Genomic DNA, 18,859 nt, shown 5'->3' with positions numbered 1-18,859 from the left:
GTGCCCGGCGCGGGCACGCATTCCTTTGGAAGACAACATGTTCAAGGTCGGTCAAACCACCATGAAGCGGTATGCCTTTGCCTGCCTGTTGGCCGGCATGGGAGCCGCCCACGCCCAAACCACCGGCGTCACCGTGTACGGCGTCGCCGACATGGGTTTCGTGCACGAAAGCGGTGCCGCCGATGGCTCGCGCAACAAGCTCACCAGCGGCATGATGTCCGGGTCGCGCCTGGGCTTCCGCGGACACGAGGACCTCGGTTCAGGATTGAGCGCGTTCTTCACGCTGGAAGCCGGCATCCTCATGGACACTGGCATGTCCGGCCAAGGCGGAACCTTGTTCGGCCGGCAGGCGCTGGTCGGGCTGGGATCGCCCTACGGCCGGGTGAGCCTAGGTCGCCAATACACCACGGTGGCCGTTGCGCAGGTCGAGTTCGACCCGTTCTCGACCGGCATGGCCGGTACCTCCGCCAACCTGATCTCGGCAGGCGGTCGCGGCGGCAACAACCGCGCCGACAATACAGTCAAGTACAACTCGCCTACGCTGTACGGCTTGGAGCTGGAAGCCTCCTACGCCCCGGGCGAAACGACGAACGGCAGCACCAACGACCAGTATGGCGCCTCCCTGGGTTACGCGCAGGGGGCATTCCGCGGGAAGATTGCTTACGCCAACGCCAAGGATGCGAACGGTCCAGGCAGGGATGCCAAGGAAACGTTCCTGGGCGTGCGCTACGACTTCGGTCCGGTAATCGGCTATCTAAACTACGTCATCAACCGGGGCGCCATCGTCCCCGGCACGCCGAATTACAAATCGCAGGACATTTTGGTCGGCGCCGTGGTGCCCATGGGCCGCGGGCGCGTGATTCTTTCCTACATCAACAAAGACGACCGCACGGCCGACGATTTCGACGCGCAACAGTATGCGATCGGCTACGTCTACGCGCTGTCCAAGCGCACTAGCCTGTACGCGTCGTATGCCTACATCCACAATAAGGCCGCCAACACCTCCCCCACGGGCTTCTATCGGGTGTGGAACGCCAATGACGTGGGCAACCTGACCGCGGGCAACCGCGCGTTCAGCTTCGGCATCAATCACCAATTCTGATCCGATGGCCGCCCCGGAGCGGGGCACCTCCAGGGAATGCCCTGCGGAACAGCGCGGCGGTCCGCGGGGTGGACCCCGGCCCCCCCGGTTTACACTGGCACCCATGAGTGCCTTATTGCTGACGCCGGAACAGCGGCAGATCGTCTCGCAGAGCAGCAGATTCCTGCTCATCGAAGCCGTGGCCGGTTCCGGCAAGACCACCACGCTGGCGCATTGCGTGGCGTACCGCGAGCGCCAAGGAACGCCGGCCGAGGAAATCCTGGCACTGGTGTTCACCGATGCCGCCGAGCAGGTTTTCCGCCGCCGCCTTGCCGAGGCAGGGGCCTCCCGCGCCGTGGGCGTAGCCACGTATTCGGCATTTGCGCGCACGATATTCCAAGCCTGGCAGGCGCAAGGATTGATTGAAGGCGCCGAGGTGTACCTGGGCAATGCCGAAGCAATGCGCCCCTACGTCTTCGAGGCAATCGAGGAAGCCGCCGCCGACCCCCGCGCCGACCGAGACTACGCCTACGACCTGACCAACCTGCACGCGGAAATCGTCATCAACCAGCTCTCGCGCCTCAAGGGAACCTTGGCGCTCGCCCGCCATGCCGACGCATCGGACGCGGAACTGGCCGAAGAGCTCGACCTGCCGCGGGGACTGGTGTCCATCTGCCGCACTTACGAGCGCTTGCGCCGACTCGAGGCCGGCCACTTCGCCTTCCAGAGCGAACATGACCTGGTCACCGACGTGCTCGCGGTCTGCGACGAGTTACCCGACGTCGTCGCTCTACCCTGCCCCGCCCTCATCGCGGCAGACGAATGGCATGACGCCAATGCTGCCCACATCACCCTGCTGCGCCGCCTCACAGGACCGGGCACCCGCATCATCGCGGCGGGCGACAAGGAACAAGTCGTCCACGCCTGGAACGGCGCCGACCCGCGCTACATGGGTGCGGCCTTCGAAGAGGCGTTTCCCGGCACCCGGCGACTGCCGCTGAGCCGGTCGTTCCGCTGTGGCCCCACGCTGGGCGCCTGCGCGCAGGCGCTCACGTCGCAAGAGTTCCTGTCCGGACGCCAAGGCGACACGGAGGTGGAAATCGTCCACTACGACGGCAGCGCAGAGGATGGCGCCGCCAAAGTCGCGGACCAACTGGCGCGGGTGGCATCGGCCGGCGGCGGGCGTGACCTGGCCAATTGCGCCGTCATCTTGCGCGACGCCCACCAAAGCATCGCGCTGGAAAACGCGTTGATCGCCCGCGACGTCCCCTACGTCACCGAAGGCTGTCCCAGCTATTTCGACCGGATCGAGATACTCATGCTGCGCGGCATTCTCCATATTGCGCGGGGCTCAATGGCTCCGGTGCGCGACCGGCGCGAGGTCGGGGCCGTATTGCGCGCGCTGGGGCTATTCGCAGGCCTGACCCATACCGAAAAGGAGTGGGCGGAGGCGGAGCGCACGATCGCGACCGATCCCGACACCATCCGCTATTTCTACAGCGGCCAATTGAGCCGCACGTCCGAAACGCAAGAAGCCGTCGACCCGGCGACGCGCCGCTGGCGCGCCCGCTTCGCCGACGTATGCAATGACCTGATCGCACGGGCCGCGCACGTCCCTGCCGGCGAACTGCTCGCCCTGGCCGCCGAAGCGCTGCAGCTCGTTTCCGTGACTCGCAGGCTCTTCGTGCACAAGCAGGACGCCCATGCGGTCTCCGCCTCCATCGACGGGTTCATCGGCTATGCCCGCTTGACCGCGCTCGACGCGGCGGGCTTGCTCGACCACCTGCACCAGGCGCAGAAGCGCGCCGGCACGCTCAAGCAACGCCAATACGCCGTGACGCTCACGACGGCGCGGGCAGCCAAGGGCAAGGAGTGGCGCTACGTCCACATTCCCTTCGTGGCCGACGGCGAGTTTCCGCAGGCACAGGCCGAGCCCGGAGAAGAACGGAGGCTGTTCTATGTCGCGATCACGCGAACCAGCGACCAGCTGTTTCTCTACACTCCGGCGGGAAAAGAAAGTCATTTCATGCGCGCGCTCGACCTCCCCGCTGCGCGGCGCGCGGCGCTTGCATCCCCCGTCGTGCCACCAAGCCGGCCCCGCATCTACCTGGATGTGCCCTACGCAGAGAAAGACGCGGCCAAACAGCTGGGCGCGCAGTGGGACAACGTGCAGAGGAAATGGTGGATATCGGCCGCGATGCCGAAACGGCCTTTCAGTAAATGGCTGCCGTCCGATGACGACGGCGGCCGATCATGAAACAATCGGCAGTACCCGCCAGCACTTCCGCATAGCATCATGCAGGAACGACCGCCATCGCCGCATCCCAGCCCCCTCGTCAGGGGTTTGGCGCTGCTTGCGGCGGCGCTGTGCTTGGCGCTAGGCATCGTTGGCATCTTTGTGCCGGGGCTGCCGACGACGGTATTCATCTTGCTGGCGGCTTGGTTCGCTGCTCGCGGCTCGCCCCGCTTGCTGGCATGGATGGAAAATCACCCCCTGTTCGGACCGATGATCCGCAACTGGCGCACACAGGGTGCGGTCAGCCGCCGGGCGAAGTGGAGCGCAACGCTCATGATGGGCGCATGCGCCGCGCTGCTGTTCATCACGCCTGCCCCGCCCTGGGCCGCAATTCTCGCCACCGGCTTCATGGCGGCGGTTGCGATTTGGTTGTGGATGCGACCGGAACCCCTGGGCGACCACTCACCCACCGAACGTCGTCGCGACGATGCTTCCGGAAACCGCACTTGACGATTTGTTACCTCACCATGCCTGCGGCGGCAGTCTGGTTCGTCGCCTCGTCGATCAGGATGAACGCGCCGGTAGCCGGTATGTCGTCGTAGCGATCAAGGGCGAGCGCATCGCGCGTAGCCAGCTCCACGCGACCAATGTCGTTCATCGCAAAAGGCGCCTCGTTCCCAGGAATCTCTCCCAACTCATGGATGTCCCGCCGCGACAGCACGCCCTTGATCTTGGCAGAGGTCAGGCGGGTGCCGTGCTTCAACAGGTATTTGCGTGCCGGGTTCAAAGGCTGCGTGTCCAGCCAGCATAGGTCGGCCTGGAACTGCCGCGACACCGTGGCCGGCGCGGACTCATGCACCAGCACGTCTCCACGCGAAGCATCCACGTCTTCATTGAGCACGATGGTGATCGAATCCCCCGCTACGGCATGGTCGACCTGCCCGCCGTAAACCACCAGCGACTTCACCGTGGCCGTCACGCCGGAGGGCTGGATCTGCACGCGATCACCGACGCGCACGGACCCGCTCGCGACCTGCCCCATGTACCCGCGGAAATCATCGGCCCGGTCCCCACCATGGCGCGCGACCATCTGGACCGGAAAGCGGAAGGCCTTGGCCGGTGCATCAGCCCGCACCTCCAGGCGCTCGAGCAGCTCCAGCAAAGCCGGACCGTCGTACCATGGCGTGCGTGCCGACTTGCCCACGACGTTGTCGCCGGTGAGCGCCGAAAGCGGCAGGATGTGGAAACCCGCAATCCCCAGCTTGGCCGCCAGCACGCCGTAAGCATCGCGGATGCGCTCGAACGCGGACTGGCTCCAATCCACGAGATCCATCTTGTTCACCGCCACGACGATGTGGCGGATGCCGAGCAAATGGGCAAGCGTGCTGTGCCGCTTGGTTTGGGTCAACAGCTGGCCGTCCGCGACGCGCGTCGCATCGATCAAGATGACGGCGACGTCGGCGGTCGATGCGCCCGTCACCATATTCCGCGTGTACTGCTCATGGCCGGGCGCATCGGCAATGATGAATTTGCGCGCTGGCGTCGAGAAATATCGATACGCCACATCGATGGTGATGCCTTGCTCCCGTTCAGCCTCCAGGCCGTCGGTGAGCAGCGACAGGTCGATGGTATTGCCTACCGTGCGCTTGTACTTGGCGCGCGAAATGGCATCAAGCTGGTCGGCGAACACCCCTTTGCTGTCGTAGAGCAGCCGCCCGATCAGCGTCGACTTGCCGTCATCCACGGAACCGGCCGTGATCAAGCGCAACACTCCGTTGTCGGCGGCGGAGAAAAATTCGGGATCGGTCATGACGTTCATCAGAAATATCCTTCCTTCTTGCGGCGCTCCATCGAAGCCTCCGAGGTCTGGTCATCCATGCGCGTGGCGCCCCGCTCGGTGATGTCCGTCACCGCGGTCTCGGCGATGATGGCCTGCGGGTCGGCAGCCTCGGACGCCACCGGGCAGGTGCACGAAATGTCGCCCACGGTACGGAATCGGACCGACAGGTTCTCCACGCGCTCGCCTTCGCGCGGCGGCGTCAACGGCGTCACCGGCACCAGGAGGCCGTTGCGCCGGACCACGTCGCGCCGATGCGCGTAATAGATCGAGGGCAGCGCCAGGTTCTCGCGCGCGATGTATTGCCACACGTCGAGCTCGGTCCAGTTGGAGATCGGAAATACCCGCATGTTCTCCCCGGCGTGCACCCGGGTGTTGTAGAGGTTCCAGAGCTCCGGCCGCTGCGCCTTCGGATTCCATTGGCCGAACTCGTCGCGGAACGAAAAAATGCGTTCCTTGGCGCGCGCCTTCTCTTCATCGCGCCGCGCACCCCCTATGCAGGCGTCGAAACCGAATTCCTCGATGGCCTCGAGCAGCGTGACGGCCTGGGCCGCATTGCGCGAATCGGTTTCCTTGCGCAGCACGACGGTGCCGCGCCGGATGGAGTCCTCCACGCTGCGCACGATCAACGCTTCGCCCAGCTCGGCCGCGCGTGCGTCGCGGAATGCGATGACTTCGTCGAAGTTGTGCCCGGTATCGATGTGCATCAGCGGAAATGGAAACTTACCGGGCCTGAATGCCTTTTCCGCCAGCCTGAGCAGCACGCAGGAATCCTTGCCTCCGGAAAACAGCAGCACTGGCCGGGCGCATTCGGCCGCGACTTCGCGCATGATGAAGATAGCTTCTGATTCCAGCCAATCGAGATGGCTGCGCGTAGTGTTCGAGATGGCGGGCATGGTTCAGGCTGATGACTTGGTTGTAACGACGGAGACCGGAATGGCCGACAGGTTGCCGGCATGCAAGCCGCATTCTTTGGAGTCGGACGACTCCCACCACCAGCGGCCGGCGCGCAAGTCCTCGCCTGGCCGGATGGCGCGGGTACAGGGCTCGCACCCGATGGAGGGATAACCGCGGTCGTGGAGCGGGTTGTAGGGAATGTCGAAGGCGCGAATGACGGCCCAGACTTCCTCGTGGGTCCAAAGCGCGAGCGGGTTGTATTTATGCAAGCCAAATACCGGGTCGTGCTCGTCGAGCGGCAATTCCCCGCGCGTCACGGCCTGTTCGCGCCGCTGGCCCGTGATCCACGCGCTGCGGCCCGCCAGCACTCCGCGCAGCGGCTCGACCTTTCGGATTTCGCAACAGGCCTTGCGCAGCGCCACGCTTTCATAGAATGCGTTCTGGCCGTGCGTGCTGACGTACTTTTCGACCGCCGCCGGATCCGGGCGGACGACGTGAATGGAGCGACCATAGCGCTCAGCGATGCGATCGACCATCGCCACGGTCTCGGTATTGAGCCGCCCCGTGTCGAGCGTAAAAATGTCGATCGACAGGTCGTTCTCGAAGACGGCATGCGTGAGCACCATGTCTTCGGCGGCCAGCGAGGAGGCGAGCGCCACGTCGGCATGCGAGCGGGCGACCTGCGCCAAGCGCTCCACCAGTTCGCTCCACCGCGGCGCAATTGAAGAAGAGGTAGCGGTCATTCCTGGACGGGATCCCATTTGTCAGGTGAGGAACACCTGGGCATTGCGCGGCTTCACCAAGAGTGCCTCGCCGCCTTTCAGGTCGAGCTGCCGGAACACCTCGGCGGGCAGTTGGACCTCGATCGGTTCATTCGACCCCTGGCGGGTCAATTCGAGATAAGCACTCGGGCCAGACAGGTAGGCACGGTTGAAGATCGTCACCAGGCCGACATCGCCTTCGCTGTATCGCTGCACGTCGAACTCGTGCGGCCGCACGTAGGCGGTGGCGTTGGCGTGTTGGGCATCAGCCAGCTCGGGCGTGGGAATGGCCAAACCGTCTACATGCAGGACGCCCGCGTGGGCTTTGCCGCGGAACTGGTTCACGTCGCCTAGGAACCCGTAGACGAAGGGCGTGGCCGGCCGCTCCCAGACTTCCGTCGGGGTCCCGACCTGCTCGATGCGGCCGGCATTCATCAGCACCACGCGATCCGCCACTTCCAGGGCCTCCTCCTGGTCGTGCGTCACGAACACGCTGGCCACGTGCAGCTCATCGTGCAGGCGGCGCAGCCACCGCCGCAGCTCCTTGCGCACTTTCGCATCGAGCGCGCCGAACGGCTCATCGAGCAAGAGCACGCGCGGTTCGACCGCCAGCGCGCGCGCCAACGCGATACGCTGGCGCTGGCCGCCAGATAGCTGCGACGGATAACGGTCGGCCAGCCAATCGAGCTGGACCAGGTTGAGCAGGCGGTGGACCTTCTCCCTGATCTGTTCCTCCGAAGGGCGCTGGCTGCGAGGCTTGACGCGCAAGCCGAACGCCACGTTCTCGAACACCGTCATGTGGCGAAAGAGCGCGTAGTGCTGGAACACGAATCCGACCTGGCGTTCGCGCACGTGCACGTCGGTGGCGTCCTCACCGGAAAAATAGACGCTGCCCTCGTCGGGCGTCTCCAATCCCGCGATGATGCGCAACAGGGTAGTCTTGCCGCAGCCGGACGGCCCGAGCAGGGCCACCAACTCTCCTGACTCGATATGCAGCGACACGTCCTTGAGGGCTTGGAAACTCCCGAAACGCTTGGATAGATTGCGGACTTCAATACTCATGTTTTCGTTCCCTGCGGCGATCAGCCGGCCGCCTTCAATTGCAGCGGCACGGCGCCTGGAAATTCGGAGGCTGGCTGGTCGTCGACCAGCTTGGCGCTGCGCCATTCAACCACGCTCTTGAGAATGAGGGTCACGAGCGCCAGCAACGCGAGCACCGAGGCTACGGCGAACGACGCCTGGTACGCATACTCGTTGTAGAGAATCTCGACGTGCAGCGGGATGGTGTTGGTCAGGCCGCGCACGTGACCCGACACGACCGAAACGGCACCGAACTCGCCCATGGCCCGCGCATTGCACAGAATGACCCCGTAAAGCAGGCCCCATTTTATGTTGGGCAGCGTCACCCGCCAGAACATCTGCCAGCCCGACGCCCCCAGCGTCAGCGCCGCCTGCTCCTCCTCGCTTCCCTGCGCCTGCATGAGAGGGATCAACTCGCGGGCGATGAAGGGAAAGGTCACGAATAGCGTCGCCAGCACCACGCCGGGAACGGCATAGACGATCTTGACGTCGTGGGCCTGCAAGAAAGGCCCCAGCCAGCCGTGCGTGCCGAAAAGCAGGACGTAGATGAGGCCGGCCACGACCGGCGAGACGGAGAACGGCAGGTCGATGAGTGTCACCAACACCTGCTTGCCGCGGAAGCGGAACTTGGTAATCGCCCACGCTGCGGCTACGCCGAGCAGCAGGTTCAACGGGACGGAAATGCCAGCGACCGTCAGCGTCAAGCGAATGGCAGCCAGGGCGTCGGGCTCTACCAACGCCTCGACATAGAGCTCCCAGCCCTTCTTGAACGCCTCGGCGAACACGGCCGCCAGCGGCAGCAGCAAGAACAACCCCAAGAATCCGAGCGATCCAATGAGCAGCAAGCTCCTGACCCACGGCGGCTCGCTCAAGTGAGGGGATGACCGTGCAATCACGCTCATGGCGCCCTCCCCGCCCCACGCCTGGCCTGCCACCATTGCAGCAGGTTGATGACCAGCAGCATCACGAACGCCAGCATCAACATGACCATGGCGATGGCCGCGGCACCCGCATAGTCATACTGCTCCAGCTTGGTGATGATGAGCAGCGGCGTAATTTCCGACACCATGGGCATGTTGCCCGCGATGAACACTACCGATCCGTACTCCCCCACCGCGCGCGCGAACGCCAGCGCAAAGCCCGTGAGCAACGCCGGCATGATGGTAGGAAGCAGCACGCGAACGAAGGTTTGCGAGCGGCTTGCGCCGAGGCTCGCGGCCGCTTCCTCGAGCTCGCGCTCGGCATCTTCGAGCACGGGCTGCACAGTCCTGACGACGAAGGGCAAGCCGATGAATATCAGTGCGACGACGACGCCCAGCGGCGTGTAGGCGACCTTGACGCCGAGCGGTTCGAGCCAGCGGCCCATCCATCCGTTGGACGCATAAAGCGCCGTGAGGGAAATGCCTGCAACGGCGGTAGGCAAGGCAAAGGGCAGATCGACCAGCGCATCGACAATGCGCTTGCCCGGGAAATCATAGCGAACGAGCGTCCACGAAACGGCCAGGCCCGCCACCAGGTTGACCAGCGCGGCAACCAATGCAGCACCAAAGGTGAGCCGGTAGGAAGCGACCACGCGCGGCGCACTCACGGCGCCCCAAAAAGCGTCCCAGGACAGCGTCGCGCTCTTGAAGAACAGGGTCGAAAGCGGAATCAATACGATGAGGCTCAGGTAGAACACCGTGAACCCCATGCTTAGCCCGAACCCGGGCAGGATGCCGTACCGATTCGCACGCCGCGGTTGCGGCCGGGCCGTGCTCAGCGCCCCGAGGGTAGAAGTGGAAGACATGGACTGCCGAATATCACTGAATGCTCGAAACGGCGGCCCCGTTTCTGCGAGCCGCCGTCGCCTCGTTTCCTCCAACTTGGCTACGTCACCTCAACGCTTGCCCGGTTGGTAGAGTTGGTCGAAGGTTCCACCATCCTCGAAGTGCGTTTTCTGGGCCTTCTGCCATCCCCCGAAGACATCGTCGATCGTGATGAGGTTCACTTTCGGGAACGCCGACGCATATTTGGCTGCTACGGCGGGATCGCGCGGGCGGTAATGATTCTTCGCGATGATTTCCTGCGCTTCCGGCGTATACAGGTATTCCAGATAAGCTTGCGCGGCCTGGCGCGTACCCTTCTTGTCGACGTTCTTGTCCACCAATGCCACGGGTGGCTCGCAGAGGATGGAGAGCGAGGGAGCGACAATGTCGAACTTGTCCGGACCGAGTTCCTTCAGCGACAGCAGGGCTTCGTTCTCCCAAGCCAGCAGCACGTCGCCCTGGCCGCGCTCGACGAAGGTCGTGGTCGCGCCGCGCGCGCCGCTGTCGAGCACCGGCACGTGCTTGAAGAGTTCGGCAATGAACTCACGCGCCTTGGCTTCGTTGCCGCCCGGCTGTTGCAGGGCATAGGCCCACGCGGCGAGATAGTTCCAGCGGGCGCCGCCGGAAGTCTTGGGATTGGGCGTGATCACCGACACGCCGGGCTTGATCAGATCGCCCCAATCCTTGATCCCCTTGGGATTGCCCTTGCGCACGAGGAAGACGATGGTGGACGTATAAGGCGAGCTGTTCTGCGGCAGACGCTTTTGCCAGTCGGCGGGAAGCAACTTGCCGTGTTCGTGCAATGCATCGATGTCATAGGCGAGCGCCAGCGTCACCACGTCGGCATCGAGGCCGTCAATGACGGCGCGCGCTTGCTTGCCGGACCCACCGTGGGACTGGCGGATCGTGACGTCGATGCCGGTCTTCTTCTTGTAAGCGGCCGAGAATGCCTTGTCCAGGTCTTTATAGAGCTCGCGTGTCGGGTCGTACGAAACGTTCAGCAGTGTCTGCTTCTGCTGCGCGGCGGCGGGCCACGCGGCCATGGCCGCCAGCGCCAGTACGGCTACGCCCAGATTTCTTCCCGACAACCAACCCATGCTCGGCTCCAATGAATTTGAAGGAGGTGGAATGGTCGGACAAAAGCCCGGGTGTAGGGAACGATATCTTTGCTGGTTGCTTATTCCGCGCCGATATAAACCGGCACGGACATAGAACCAGGTTTCCGTTATGAACCCGCGCTAGTAGGAAATATTCAATTCTTCGTTCTCTTTTTCGCGCCCGCGACGGAACATGGGCGGTCGTCTGCGTACGCAGCCGCTGCAGGAGGACTGTCTTGAATTTCCAGCAACTACGCTCGGTGCGCGAGGCACTGCGCCGTAATTTCAACCTCACGGAAGTCGCGAACACCCTCTATACGTCGCAGCCCGGCGTCAGCCGGCAGATACGCGAATTGGAAGACGAATTAGGCACGGCCATCTTCGAGCGCGCGGGCAAACGCTTGACCGGCCTGACCGAACCAGGGAAGGAAATCGTCAAGATCATCGACCGGCTGCTGCTGGAACAGGAGAACCTCAAGCGCGCCGCGCAGGATTTCAGCATTCGAAACCAGGGCCGGTTATCCATCGCCACGACCCACACCCAGGCTCGGTACGCCCTGCCCGTCGTGATCCAGGCATTCCGTCGCCGCTTCCCGCAAGTGCACCTCAATCTGCAGCAGGGATCGCCGCAGCACATCGCCGAATGGGTGGCCAACGGGCAGGCTGACATCGGCATCGCAACCGAAGGACTCGCGCAGGACATCCGGCTCGTGACCTTTCCCGGCTACCGTTGGAGCCACATCATCGTTGCGCCCCCAGGCCATCCGTTGCTGGACATCGTACAGCCCTCGCTGGAGGCCCTCGCGCGCCACCCCATCGTCACTTATGACACGGGCCTGACCGGGCGTCCACACATCGACCAGGCCTTCGCCAGCGCCGGCATCGAGCCAAACATCGTGCTGACCGCCATGGATGCCGACGTCATCAAGACCTATGTCGCGGCGGGGCTAGGCATTGGAATCATCGCCGCGATGGCATACGACAGCAACGAGGATGCAAAGCTGCGGGCAATCCCGGCGGACCACCTTTTTGTATCGAACATGACGCGGGTCGCCGTGCGCCGGGGAGCCTTGCTACGCAATTTCGCCGTCGCGTTCATCGAAATGTTTGCGCCTCACCTGGACCAAGAAACCATCACGGCCCAACGGCAGGACGGCGCTGCCACGCACTACGCGGCCGAAGCGGTCGATGCCTGACAACGAAGAAGCCCAGTCGAAGCGCAGCAGGCACCGCCCCTCTCGTCAGTTCAGGGTACCGTTCTTGCCCCCCGCGCTGAAGCGGCCGGCGCCGATCAACGCGATGACTAGGCCCCCGAACAAGTAAAGACCTTGGAGCTCCAAGGCCCAGGCCCCGTTCTTGGTAACGGAGAAAATTTGGTTGCTGTGCGCCAGGGCTATCGCCACCACCATGTTGATGGCCACGAGCAACCCGCCCACGCGGGCGTACAAGCCGACGAGCAGGAGGATGGGCGCCACGACTTCACCCACGTAGACGAAATACCCGAGCGCCGTGGGTAAATGATGCGAGGCAAGCAAGCTTTTGACGAAACCGATGCCGCCGATGACTTTGGGGATGCCATGCATCAGCATGAGCACCCCAATGGTTACGCGAAGCAGGAGTTTGCCGAGATCGTCTGCGGTCTGGAGCATGTGTTGCGCATGGAGTAGAGGACGAAGTCTCGCATTACATCATATGTCCATGGCGCAAGCACTGCTGGCGAGGCCGCAGCAGCGGCCTCGTCGGATTTTCATTACTGCTTGTTCGGCTGCGGCGTAATACGCAAATAGGGCCGCACAGCCTTATAGCCCTTGGGGAATTTTTGCTTGATGACTTCCGGATCCTGCAGCGTCGGCACGATGATCACGTCATCGCCGTCCTTCCAGTTCACGGGCGTGGCCACGCTGTAATTGTCCGTCAGCTGCAACGAGTCGATCACGCGCAGGATTTCATCGAAATTGCGGCCGGTACTGGCGGGATACGTAATGGTGAGCCGCACCTTCTTGGCAGGATCGATGATGAACACGGAACGCACCGTAGCCGTCGCACTGGCGTTGGGGTGGATCATGTCGTACAGCGTCGAGACCTTGCGGTCGGCATCGGCCAGGATGGGGAAATTCACGGTGCAGTTCTGGGTTTCGTTGATGTCCCCGATCCACTTCTGGTGGGAATCGACCGGATCGACCGACAGCGCCAGCACCTTCACGTTGCGCTTGGCGAATTCGTCTGCCAGCTTTGCCGTGTAACCCAATTCCGTGGTGCATACCGGCGTGAAATCGGCCGGGTGGGAGAACAGCACGCCCCAGCTATCGCCAAGGTACTCATAGAAACGAATACGGCCGATCGAAGAATCCTGTTCGAAATCGGGCGCGGTATCGCCCAGACGCAGTGCAGCCATGGCAGCCTCCTCTCCAAATGTGCAAATTCCGAAACAGAGATTTTGGTCCTCCAACCCGGGGGCGGGAACGACCAATTACACATATTCTTATATCTACCCAGAATAAGATATGGGTTAATGCTTATTTCTGGGTATAAGCCCTTGTCGACCGACCATAAAAACTGCGGTAATTAACAAACGCGAAATTGTTTGTTCCCAGTAATGAGCCTCGTCGTCATCATGTGCTCATGCGACTGCAACCTTTGATCGTCCCCGGCTGGAACAACTCCGGCCCCACACACTGGCAAAGCCTTTGGGAAGCCTGTTTACCCCGCGCAGTACGCGTACAGCAGCGGGATTGGACTTCCCCCAACGTCCATGAGTGGACTTGTGCCCTGGCCGCCGCCATCGAAGCGGCACCCCGGCCGCCACTCCTCATCGCTCACAGCCTCGGCTGCATCACGGTATGCCACCTGCCGCTACGCATTCGGGAAAAAGTGGCGGGGGCGCTGCTCGGCGCGCCGGCCGACGTGGAGCGGGAAGGCGCGCCGGAGGCGCTGCGGTCGTTCTGCCCCATACCGATGCAGACGCTCCCGTTCCAGAGTGTGGTCGTGGCAAGTACCAACGATCCTTATTGTTCGTTGGAACGGGCTCGAGAATTTGCGCAAGCCTGGGGCAGCAGGTTCGAGCAGATCGAAAACGGCGGTCACATCAACGCCGACTCGGGCTTCGGCGCATGGCCGCACGGACTGAAGCTGCTTGCCGCGCTGAGGCGGCGGGCACACTGGAGAATCCCGATCGCGCCGTGCCGCACGCCGCCCCTGCCTCCTCCGCATTCGGCTGGGCCGCAACACCGCTCGCCGCACCGCGCCTCGCACTGAACGCCGCGCCGGCGTCAGAACGCATCCGCCGGCATGGCGAGCGTGCTCGTCGCCCCATGGAGGATTTCGCGGCGCAAGGCCTCTACGCGCGGCAACAGGTGCGCACAATAGAACCGCGCCGAGGCGAGCTTGGCCGGGTAGAAGTCGTCGACGTCGCCCTTGGCGATCTTGCGCTGGGCGGCAAGCGCCGCGCGGGCCATCTGCCATCCCCCATGGGCATAGCCCGCCAGCATCAGGTAGGGCACGCTGCCCGCATAGACTTCGCGCACGTCGCCTCGGTAGCGCTCGGCCACGAAGCGCACTACGTCCTCGTAGGCGCCCACCGCCTCGGCCAACTGCGTGCGCAATTCGCTCAAGCTGCCTTCGGCGTCCAGCTCGGCGAGGGTTTCGCGCATCAGCCCGATGATGGCCATGGCCACGGCGCCGCCGTCGCGCGCCGTCTTGCGGCCGACCAAATCATTGGCCTGGATGGCGGTGGTGCCCTCGTATATCGAGAGAATGCGCGCGTCACGGTAATACTGCGCAGCCCCCGTCTCCTCGATGAAGCCCATGCCGCCGTGCACCTGGATGCCCAACGACGCGACCTCCACCGCCATCTCGGTCGCAAAGCCCTTCACGATGGGAACCATATACTCGTAGAAGGCCTGGTTGCGCCGGCGCACTTCCGCATCGGGGTGCCGGTGCGCGAAATCGTGCGCGCCGGCCGCCACGTACGCCACCGCCCGGGCCGCCTCAGTCAGGGTGCGCATGGTAAGCAACATGCGGCGCACGTCGGGATGATGGACGATGGCCACCGGCCCGGCGGACCCCTCCACGGCGCGGCTCTGGACGCGCTCCTTGGCATAGGCGGCCGCATGCCGATAGGCACGCTCGGCCAAGGCAACCCCCTGGATGCCCACGGCGAACCGGGCCGCGTTCATCATGATGAACATGGTCTCCAGCCCGCGATTGACCTCTCCGATGAGGTAACCCACCGCGCCTGCACCCACCTCGCCCTTGCCCTCGCCGTAGAGCAGGACGGCGGTCGGGCTGGCCTTGATGCCCAGCTTGTGCTCGATGGATGCGCACCAGACATCATTGCGCTTGCCCAGCGAACCGTCGTCGTTGACGAGGAACTTGGGCACGATGAATAGCGACAACCCCTTCACGCCTTCCGGGGCGTCCGGAACCCTGGCCAGCACCATGTGCACAATGTTCTGTGCCATGTCGTGCTCGCCATACGTGATGAAGATTTTTTGCCCGAACAAGCGGTAAGTGCCGTCGGCCTGGGGTACCGCCCGCGTCCGCACCAGCGAAAGGTCCGAACCTGCCTGTGGCTCGGTCAGGTTCATGGTGCCCGTCCATGAGCCGTCGATCATGGAGGGAATGAACCGGCGCTTTTGCTCTTCGCTGCCGGCCGCCAGCAACACTTCGATGGCGCCGTCCGTGAGCAATGGGCACAGGGCGAACGCCAGGCAGGCCGCGTTGAGATTCTCCATGCACGGGGTCGCCACGAGCTTGGGCAGGCCTTGGCCGCCGTACTCAATGGGGTGTTGAAGCCCTTGCCAGCCGCCCCCGACGAAACTGCGAAACGCCTCCTTGAAGCCCGGCGACGACGTCACGATGCCGTCGCTCCAGGAAGGCGGCCGAAGGTCGCCGTCGCGGTTCAGCGGCGCGATCACGTCTTCGAGCAGCTTGGCGTTCTCGTCCAGGATCGCATCGACCAACTCCGGGCTGGCTTCCTCGCCGCCGGGCAATTGACGCACCTTCTCCAAGCCGGCCAATTCGTGAAGCACGAATCGAATGTCCCGCAAGGGAGCAGCATAAGCCATGGAAACCTCCGGTCGAAAACTCACCGAGGCCGCGCGAGAAACCGGCTGGAAGCGCCGTCGCGCGGCCCGCCCCGGGAACGCCGCGGGGCGGGCCTCACCCACGCCCGCCGGTCCCTCGGGGACGCATGGTCGCGTCTAGGGCTAGAGTGCGTTGGTCAGTTCGGGTACGGCAGTGAACAAATCCGCCACCAAGCCGTAGTCGGCCACGCCGAAGATGGGTGCTTCGGGATCCTTGTTGATCGCCACGATCACCTTGGAATCCTTCATCCCGGCCAAATGCTGGATGGCGCCCGATATCCCCACGGCGATGTACAGCTGCGGGGCCACGATCTTGCCGGTTTGCCCGACCTGCCAGTCGTTGGGGGCATAGCCGGCGTCCACCGCGGCACGGGATGCGCCCATCGCCGCGCCGAGCTTGTCGGCCAGCGGCTCGAGCAACTTGAAGTTCTCGGCACTGCCCATGCCGCGTCCGCCCGACACCACCACCTTGGCCGCAGTCAGTTCAGGCCGGTCGGTCTTGGCCACCTCACGGCCCACGAACGAAGACTTGCCGCTATCGCCCACGGCCTGCACGTTCTCCACGGCGGCCGAACCGCCAGTGGCCCCGGCCGCATCGAACGCCGTGGTGCGAACGGTGATTACTTTGACCGGGTCCGAGGACTGCACCGTCGCGACGGCGTTGCCCGCGTAGATGGGCCGCTCGAAAGTGTCGGCGGACTCGATGCCGATGATGTCCGAGACCTGTGCAACGTCCAGCTTCGCGGCCACGCGCGGCGCCACGTTCTTGCCGTAGGCCGTGGCGGGGAAAAGAATGTGGCTGTATCCCTGGGCGACCGCCAACACCTGCGCGGCCACGTTCTCGGCCAACCCTTCGGCCAGCGGCGCGCCATCGGCCGCCAGCACCTTGGCCACACCCGCCACCTGGGCCGCTGCCTGAACCGCGCCGGCCACGCCGGAGCCGGCCACCAGGACGTGCACCTCGCCGCCCAGGCGTTGCGCCGCCGTAATCGTATTCAGCGTCGAGCCACGCAGCTGGGCATTGTCATGTTCCGCTACGACGAGTATCGCCATCTTTACACCACCTTCGCTTCGTTCTTGAGTTTGTCGACCAGCTCGGCCACGTCGGCCACTTTCACGCCCGCCTTGCGCGCAGGCGGCTCGGTGACCTTTAACGTCTTCAGGCGCGGCTTGACGTCCACGCCCAGGTCTTCAGGCTTGACCGTGTCCAAGGGCTTCTTCTTGGCCTTCATGATGTTGGGCAGGGTCACGTACCGCGGTTCGTTGAGCCGCAGGTCCGTGGTCACCACCGCAGGCAGCGCGAGCGCCACCGTCTCGAGGCCGCCGTCCACTTCACGGGTCACCGTGGCCTTGCCGTCGGCCAGTTCCAGCTTGCTGGCAAAGGTCGCCTGGGGCCAATCGAGCAACGCGGCCAGCATCTGGCCGGTCTGGTTCGCATCGTCGTCGATGGCCTGCTTGCCGAGTATCACGAGTTGCGGCTGCTCTTTGTCGACCAGGGCCTTGAGCAGCTTGGCCACCGCCAGCGGCTGCAGCTCTTCCTGGGTTTCGACCAGGATTGCCCTATCGGCGCCGATCGCCATGGCCGTGCGCAGGGTTTCCTGGCACTGTGCGACGCCGCACGACACCGCCACGATCTCGGTCACGACGCCCTTTTCCTTCAAGCGCGTCGCTTCCTCCACCGCGATTTCGTCGAACGGGTTCATCGACATTTTCACGTTCGCGATGTCCACGCCTGTCTGATCCGACTTCACCCGGACCTTCACATTGTAGTCAACCACTCGTTTGACTGGCACTAACACCTTCATATGCTTGCAACCTCGTTTAAGTGAACCGGCTTAGCCAGGCGCGACCGCAGGCGACTCCGCGTGCGGAACAGGCAATCGTTTGATTATAGGGAATCGGACGGCGCCGCTTTTCTCGCGGGGATACGGGTAAATACGGACCTCGCGGGGTGGTGCCATTGGCCGGCACGCCCAGTGCCGTGCTCGGCGCTCATATGCCGGCCAGCGCGCGGATGTGGGCGGTCACGCTGCGGCCCAGCGCGGACAAGTTGTAACCGCCCTCCAGGCAGCTCACCACGCGCGCACCGTGGCGGCGCGCCAATTCAGAGAGCTGCTCGGTCATCCACGCGTAATCTGCCTCGACGAGCCCCAGGCGCCCGAGGTCATCCTCCCGGTGCGCGTCGAACCCGGCCGACACCAGCACCAGTTGCGGCCGAAACGCATCCAGCCGCGGCATCCACTTGGAAGATACCAAATCGCGTATGGCCGAACCCTCCGTGTAGGCCGCCACGGGCTCGTTGAGCATATTGCTCCCCAACGGCTCGAGGCCGCTGAAGGGATAAAACGGATGCTGGAAGAATCCGCACATCAGGATGCGCTCGTCGCCCGCCAGCGCGGCTTCGGTGCCATTGCCGTGATGAACATCGAAATCCACGATCGCCACGCGCTCCAAGCCGTGCCTGGCAATGGCATGGCGCGCCGCGATCGCCACGTTGTTGAGCAGGCAGAAACCCATCGCGCGATCGGGGCAGGCGTGATGGCCCGGAGGGCGCACGGCGCAGAACGCGGCCTCGCCCTCGCCCGCCAAGACGGCGTCCACGGCCGCAACCGCCGCGCCCGCGGCATGCAGCGCAGCAACGTAGGAATAGGGATTCATTGCCGTATCGGGATCGAGTTCGACGTACCCCTGACTCGGCGCGCGCGCCGCAAGCGACGCCAGATACTCGGCCGTATGCACCCGCAGCAGCGCTTCCTGGGTAGCGCGCGGCGCCTCACGCTCAAGCAAGTGGGCCGCCACGCCGGAGGCCAGCAGCTGGTCCGAGATCGCATCCAGCCGCGCCGGGCACTCCGGATGCCCCGCCCCCATCTCGTGCTGCTTGCAGGCCGGATGCGTAAAGATAAGCGTCGCCATGGGCTCCATTATGCGCTCGACTTGCATCGAAACCGAACAGTCGGCAGCATCATGCTATCGATATCGCT

Annotated in this window: 18 protein-coding genes; 5 read left to right on the top strand and 13 right to left on the bottom strand. The window is 64.0% G+C overall.

The genetic code is table 11. The features are described from left to right. Positions 1–37: 37 nt before the first annotated feature. The 3 genes from Q0319_RS06825 to Q0319_RS06815 all read left to right on the top strand — a co-directional run bounded on the left by Q0319_RS06825 (position 38) and on the right by Q0319_RS06815 (position 3,827). Positions 38–1,102, top strand: a complete 1,065-nt coding sequence (locus Q0319_RS06825; protein ID WP_296463731.1) for a porin — start codon at positions 38–40, stop codon at positions 1,100–1,102. Between the two features lie 103 nt (positions 1,103–1,205). After that, positions 1,206–3,338 (top strand): ATP-dependent helicase, encoded by a 2,133-nt coding sequence (locus Q0319_RS06820; protein ID WP_299451517.1) that lies wholly within the window; start codon positions 1,206–1,208, stop codon positions 3,336–3,338. Positions 3,339–3,377: 39 nt separating this feature from the next. Next, complete coding sequence (locus Q0319_RS06815; RefSeq protein WP_299451516.1) at positions 3,378–3,827, top strand: YbaN family protein; 450 nt, start codon at positions 3,378–3,380, stop codon at positions 3,825–3,827. Between the two features lie 7 nt (positions 3,828–3,834). On the opposite strand, the gene Q0319_RS06810 is transcribed toward Q0319_RS06815, so the two are convergent. From Q0319_RS06810 to Q0319_RS06780, 7 genes are all read right to left on the bottom strand, one after another. Next, entirely contained in the window at positions 3,835–5,136 is a 1,302-nt protein-coding gene (locus Q0319_RS06810) for a GTP-binding protein (RefSeq protein WP_296463734.1), read from the bottom strand. After that, the gene (gene cysD, locus Q0319_RS06805; RefSeq protein WP_296463735.1) at positions 5,136–6,050 is read right to left on the bottom strand and encodes a sulfate adenylyltransferase subunit CysD; all 915 of its coding nucleotides are present in this window, start codon (positions 6,048–6,050) and stop codon (positions 5,136–5,138) included. The genes Q0319_RS06810 and cysD overlap by 1 nt, the downstream gene beginning before the upstream one ends. 3 nt (positions 6,051–6,053) lie before the next feature. After that, positions 6,054–6,794, bottom strand: a complete 741-nt coding sequence (locus Q0319_RS06800) for a phosphoadenylyl-sulfate reductase (RefSeq protein WP_296463737.1) — start codon at positions 6,792–6,794, stop codon at positions 6,054–6,056. A gap of 21 nt (positions 6,795–6,815) precedes the next feature. After that, positions 6,816–7,874, bottom strand: coding sequence for a sulfate ABC transporter ATP-binding protein (locus tag Q0319_RS06795; protein ID WP_299451515.1), 1,059 nt, complete (start codon positions 7,872–7,874; stop codon positions 6,816–6,818). Positions 7,875–7,894: 20 nt separating this feature from the next. Further along, positions 7,895–8,794: a sulfate ABC transporter permease subunit CysW gene (gene cysW, locus Q0319_RS06790; RefSeq protein WP_296463742.1), complete on the bottom strand. Its 900-nt coding sequence runs from the start codon at positions 8,792–8,794 to the stop codon at positions 7,895–7,897. Then, entirely contained in the window at positions 8,791–9,678 is an 888-nt protein-coding gene (cysT, locus tag Q0319_RS06785; protein ID WP_296463744.1) for a sulfate ABC transporter permease subunit CysT, read from the bottom strand. The genes cysW and cysT overlap by 4 nt, the downstream gene beginning before the upstream one ends. Before the next feature lie 90 nt (positions 9,679–9,768). Further along, positions 9,769–10,794, bottom strand: a complete 1,026-nt coding sequence (locus Q0319_RS06780; protein ID WP_296463745.1) for a sulfate ABC transporter substrate-binding protein — start codon at positions 10,792–10,794, stop codon at positions 9,769–9,771. Positions 10,795–11,030: 236 nt separating this feature from the next. Here Q0319_RS06780 and Q0319_RS06775 point away from each other — a divergent pair, with 236 nt between their 5' ends. After that, positions 11,031–11,990 (top strand): CysB family HTH-type transcriptional regulator, encoded by a 960-nt coding sequence (locus tag Q0319_RS06775; protein WP_299451514.1) that lies wholly within the window; start codon positions 11,031–11,033, stop codon positions 11,988–11,990. 45 nt (positions 11,991–12,035) lie between these two features. Here the strand turns inward: Q0319_RS06775 and Q0319_RS06770 are convergent, their stop codons facing one another. Together Q0319_RS06770 and Q0319_RS06765 are read right to left on the bottom strand one after the other, a co-directional pair. Further along, positions 12,036–12,443, bottom strand: coding sequence for a DoxX family protein (locus Q0319_RS06770; protein ID WP_296463749.1), 408 nt, complete (start codon positions 12,441–12,443; stop codon positions 12,036–12,038). A 101-nt stretch (positions 12,444–12,544) separates the two neighbouring features. Further along, positions 12,545–13,189, bottom strand: a complete 645-nt coding sequence (locus Q0319_RS06765; RefSeq protein ID WP_296463750.1) for a peroxiredoxin — start codon at positions 13,187–13,189, stop codon at positions 12,545–12,547. Between the two features lie 227 nt (positions 13,190–13,416). On the opposite strand from Q0319_RS06765, the gene Q0319_RS06760 reads away from it, so the two are divergent. Then, positions 13,417–14,049, top strand: coding sequence for an alpha/beta hydrolase (locus Q0319_RS06760; protein ID WP_299451513.1), 633 nt, complete (start codon positions 13,417–13,419; stop codon positions 14,047–14,049). 14 nt (positions 14,050–14,063) lie between these two features. On the opposite strand, the gene Q0319_RS06755 is transcribed toward Q0319_RS06760, so the two are convergent. The 4 genes from Q0319_RS06755 to Q0319_RS06740 all read right to left on the bottom strand — a co-directional run bounded on the left by Q0319_RS06755 (position 14,064) and on the right by Q0319_RS06740 (position 18,791). Then, positions 14,064–15,860: an acyl-CoA dehydrogenase gene (locus Q0319_RS06755; protein WP_299451512.1), complete on the bottom strand. Its 1,797-nt coding sequence runs from the start codon at positions 15,858–15,860 to the stop codon at positions 14,064–14,066. A 141-nt stretch (positions 15,861–16,001) separates the two neighbouring features. Then, positions 16,002–16,931: an FAD-binding protein gene (locus Q0319_RS06750; RefSeq protein WP_296463754.1), complete on the bottom strand. Its 930-nt coding sequence runs from the start codon at positions 16,929–16,931 to the stop codon at positions 16,002–16,004. 2 nt (positions 16,932–16,933) lie between these two features. Further along, positions 16,934–17,683, bottom strand: a complete 750-nt coding sequence (locus Q0319_RS06745) for an electron transfer flavoprotein subunit beta/FixA family protein (protein WP_296463756.1) — start codon at positions 17,681–17,683, stop codon at positions 16,934–16,936. 187 nt (positions 17,684–17,870) lie between these two features. Next, on the bottom strand, positions 17,871–18,791 hold the full coding sequence (locus tag Q0319_RS06740) for a histone deacetylase family protein (protein ID WP_296463759.1): 921 nt from the start codon (positions 18,789–18,791) through the stop codon (positions 17,871–17,873). Positions 18,792–18,859 lie beyond the last annotated feature (68 nt).

It is taken from the genome of uncultured Pigmentiphaga sp., from assembly GCF_937950555.1.
In the GTDB taxonomy this organism is placed as follows: Bacteria; Pseudomonadota; Gammaproteobacteria; order Burkholderiales; family Burkholderiaceae_B; genus Pigmentiphaga.
The sequence above is the reverse complement of the archived record's forward strand: the minus strand, read 5'-3'. Positions and strand labels throughout refer to the sequence as shown.

Bases quoted from the DNA above. Each gene is read 5' to 3' on its own strand.
- cysT (WP_296463744.1), bottom strand. From the start codon at position 9,678: ATGTCTTCCACTTCTACCCTCGGGGCGCTGAGCACGGCCCGGCCGCAA.
- Q0319_RS06810 (WP_296463734.1), bottom strand. From the start codon at position 5,136: ATGAACGTCATGACCGATCCCGAATTTTTCTCCGCCGCCGACAACGGA.
- Q0319_RS06745 (WP_296463756.1), bottom strand. From the start codon at position 17,683: ATGAAGGTGTTAGTGCCAGTCAAACGAGTGGTTGACTACAATGTGAAG.
- Q0319_RS06760 (WP_299451513.1), top strand. From the start codon at position 13,417: ATGCGACTGCAACCTTTGATCGTCCCCGGCTGGAACAACTCCGGCCCC.
- Q0319_RS06815 (WP_299451516.1), top strand. From the start codon at position 3,378: ATGCAGGAACGACCGCCATCGCCGCATCCCAGCCCCCTCGTCAGGGGT.
- Q0319_RS06755 (WP_299451512.1), bottom strand. From the start codon at position 15,860: ATGGCTTATGCTGCTCCCTTGCGGGACATTCGATTCGTGCTTCACGAA.
- cysD (WP_296463735.1), bottom strand. From the start codon at position 6,050: ATGCCCGCCATCTCGAACACTACGCGCAGCCATCTCGATTGGCTGGAA.
- cysW (WP_296463742.1), bottom strand. From the start codon at position 8,794: ATGAGCGTGATTGCACGGTCATCCCCTCACTTGAGCGAGCCGCCGTGG.
- Q0319_RS06750 (WP_296463754.1), bottom strand. From the start codon at position 16,931: ATGGCGATACTCGTCGTAGCGGAACATGACAATGCCCAGCTGCGTGGC.
- Q0319_RS06765 (WP_296463750.1), bottom strand. From the start codon at position 13,189: ATGGCTGCACTGCGTCTGGGCGATACCGCGCCCGATTTCGAACAGGAT.
- Q0319_RS06825 (WP_296463731.1), top strand. From the start codon at position 38: ATGTTCAAGGTCGGTCAAACCACCATGAAGCGGTATGCCTTTGCCTGC.
- Q0319_RS06795 (WP_299451515.1), bottom strand. From the start codon at position 7,874: ATGAGTATTGAAGTCCGCAATCTATCCAAGCGTTTCGGGAGTTTCCAA.
- Q0319_RS06780 (WP_296463745.1), bottom strand. From the start codon at position 10,794: ATGGGTTGGTTGTCGGGAAGAAATCTGGGCGTAGCCGTACTGGCGCTG.
- Q0319_RS06800 (WP_296463737.1), bottom strand. From the start codon at position 6,794: ATGACCGCTACCTCTTCTTCAATTGCGCCGCGGTGGAGCGAACTGGTG.
- Q0319_RS06820 (WP_299451517.1), top strand. From the start codon at position 1,206: ATGAGTGCCTTATTGCTGACGCCGGAACAGCGGCAGATCGTCTCGCAG.
- Q0319_RS06740 (WP_296463759.1), bottom strand. From the start codon at position 18,791: ATGGCGACGCTTATCTTTACGCATCCGGCCTGCAAGCAGCACGAGATG.
- Q0319_RS06770 (WP_296463749.1), bottom strand. From the start codon at position 12,443: ATGCTCCAGACCGCAGACGATCTCGGCAAACTCCTGCTTCGCGTAACC.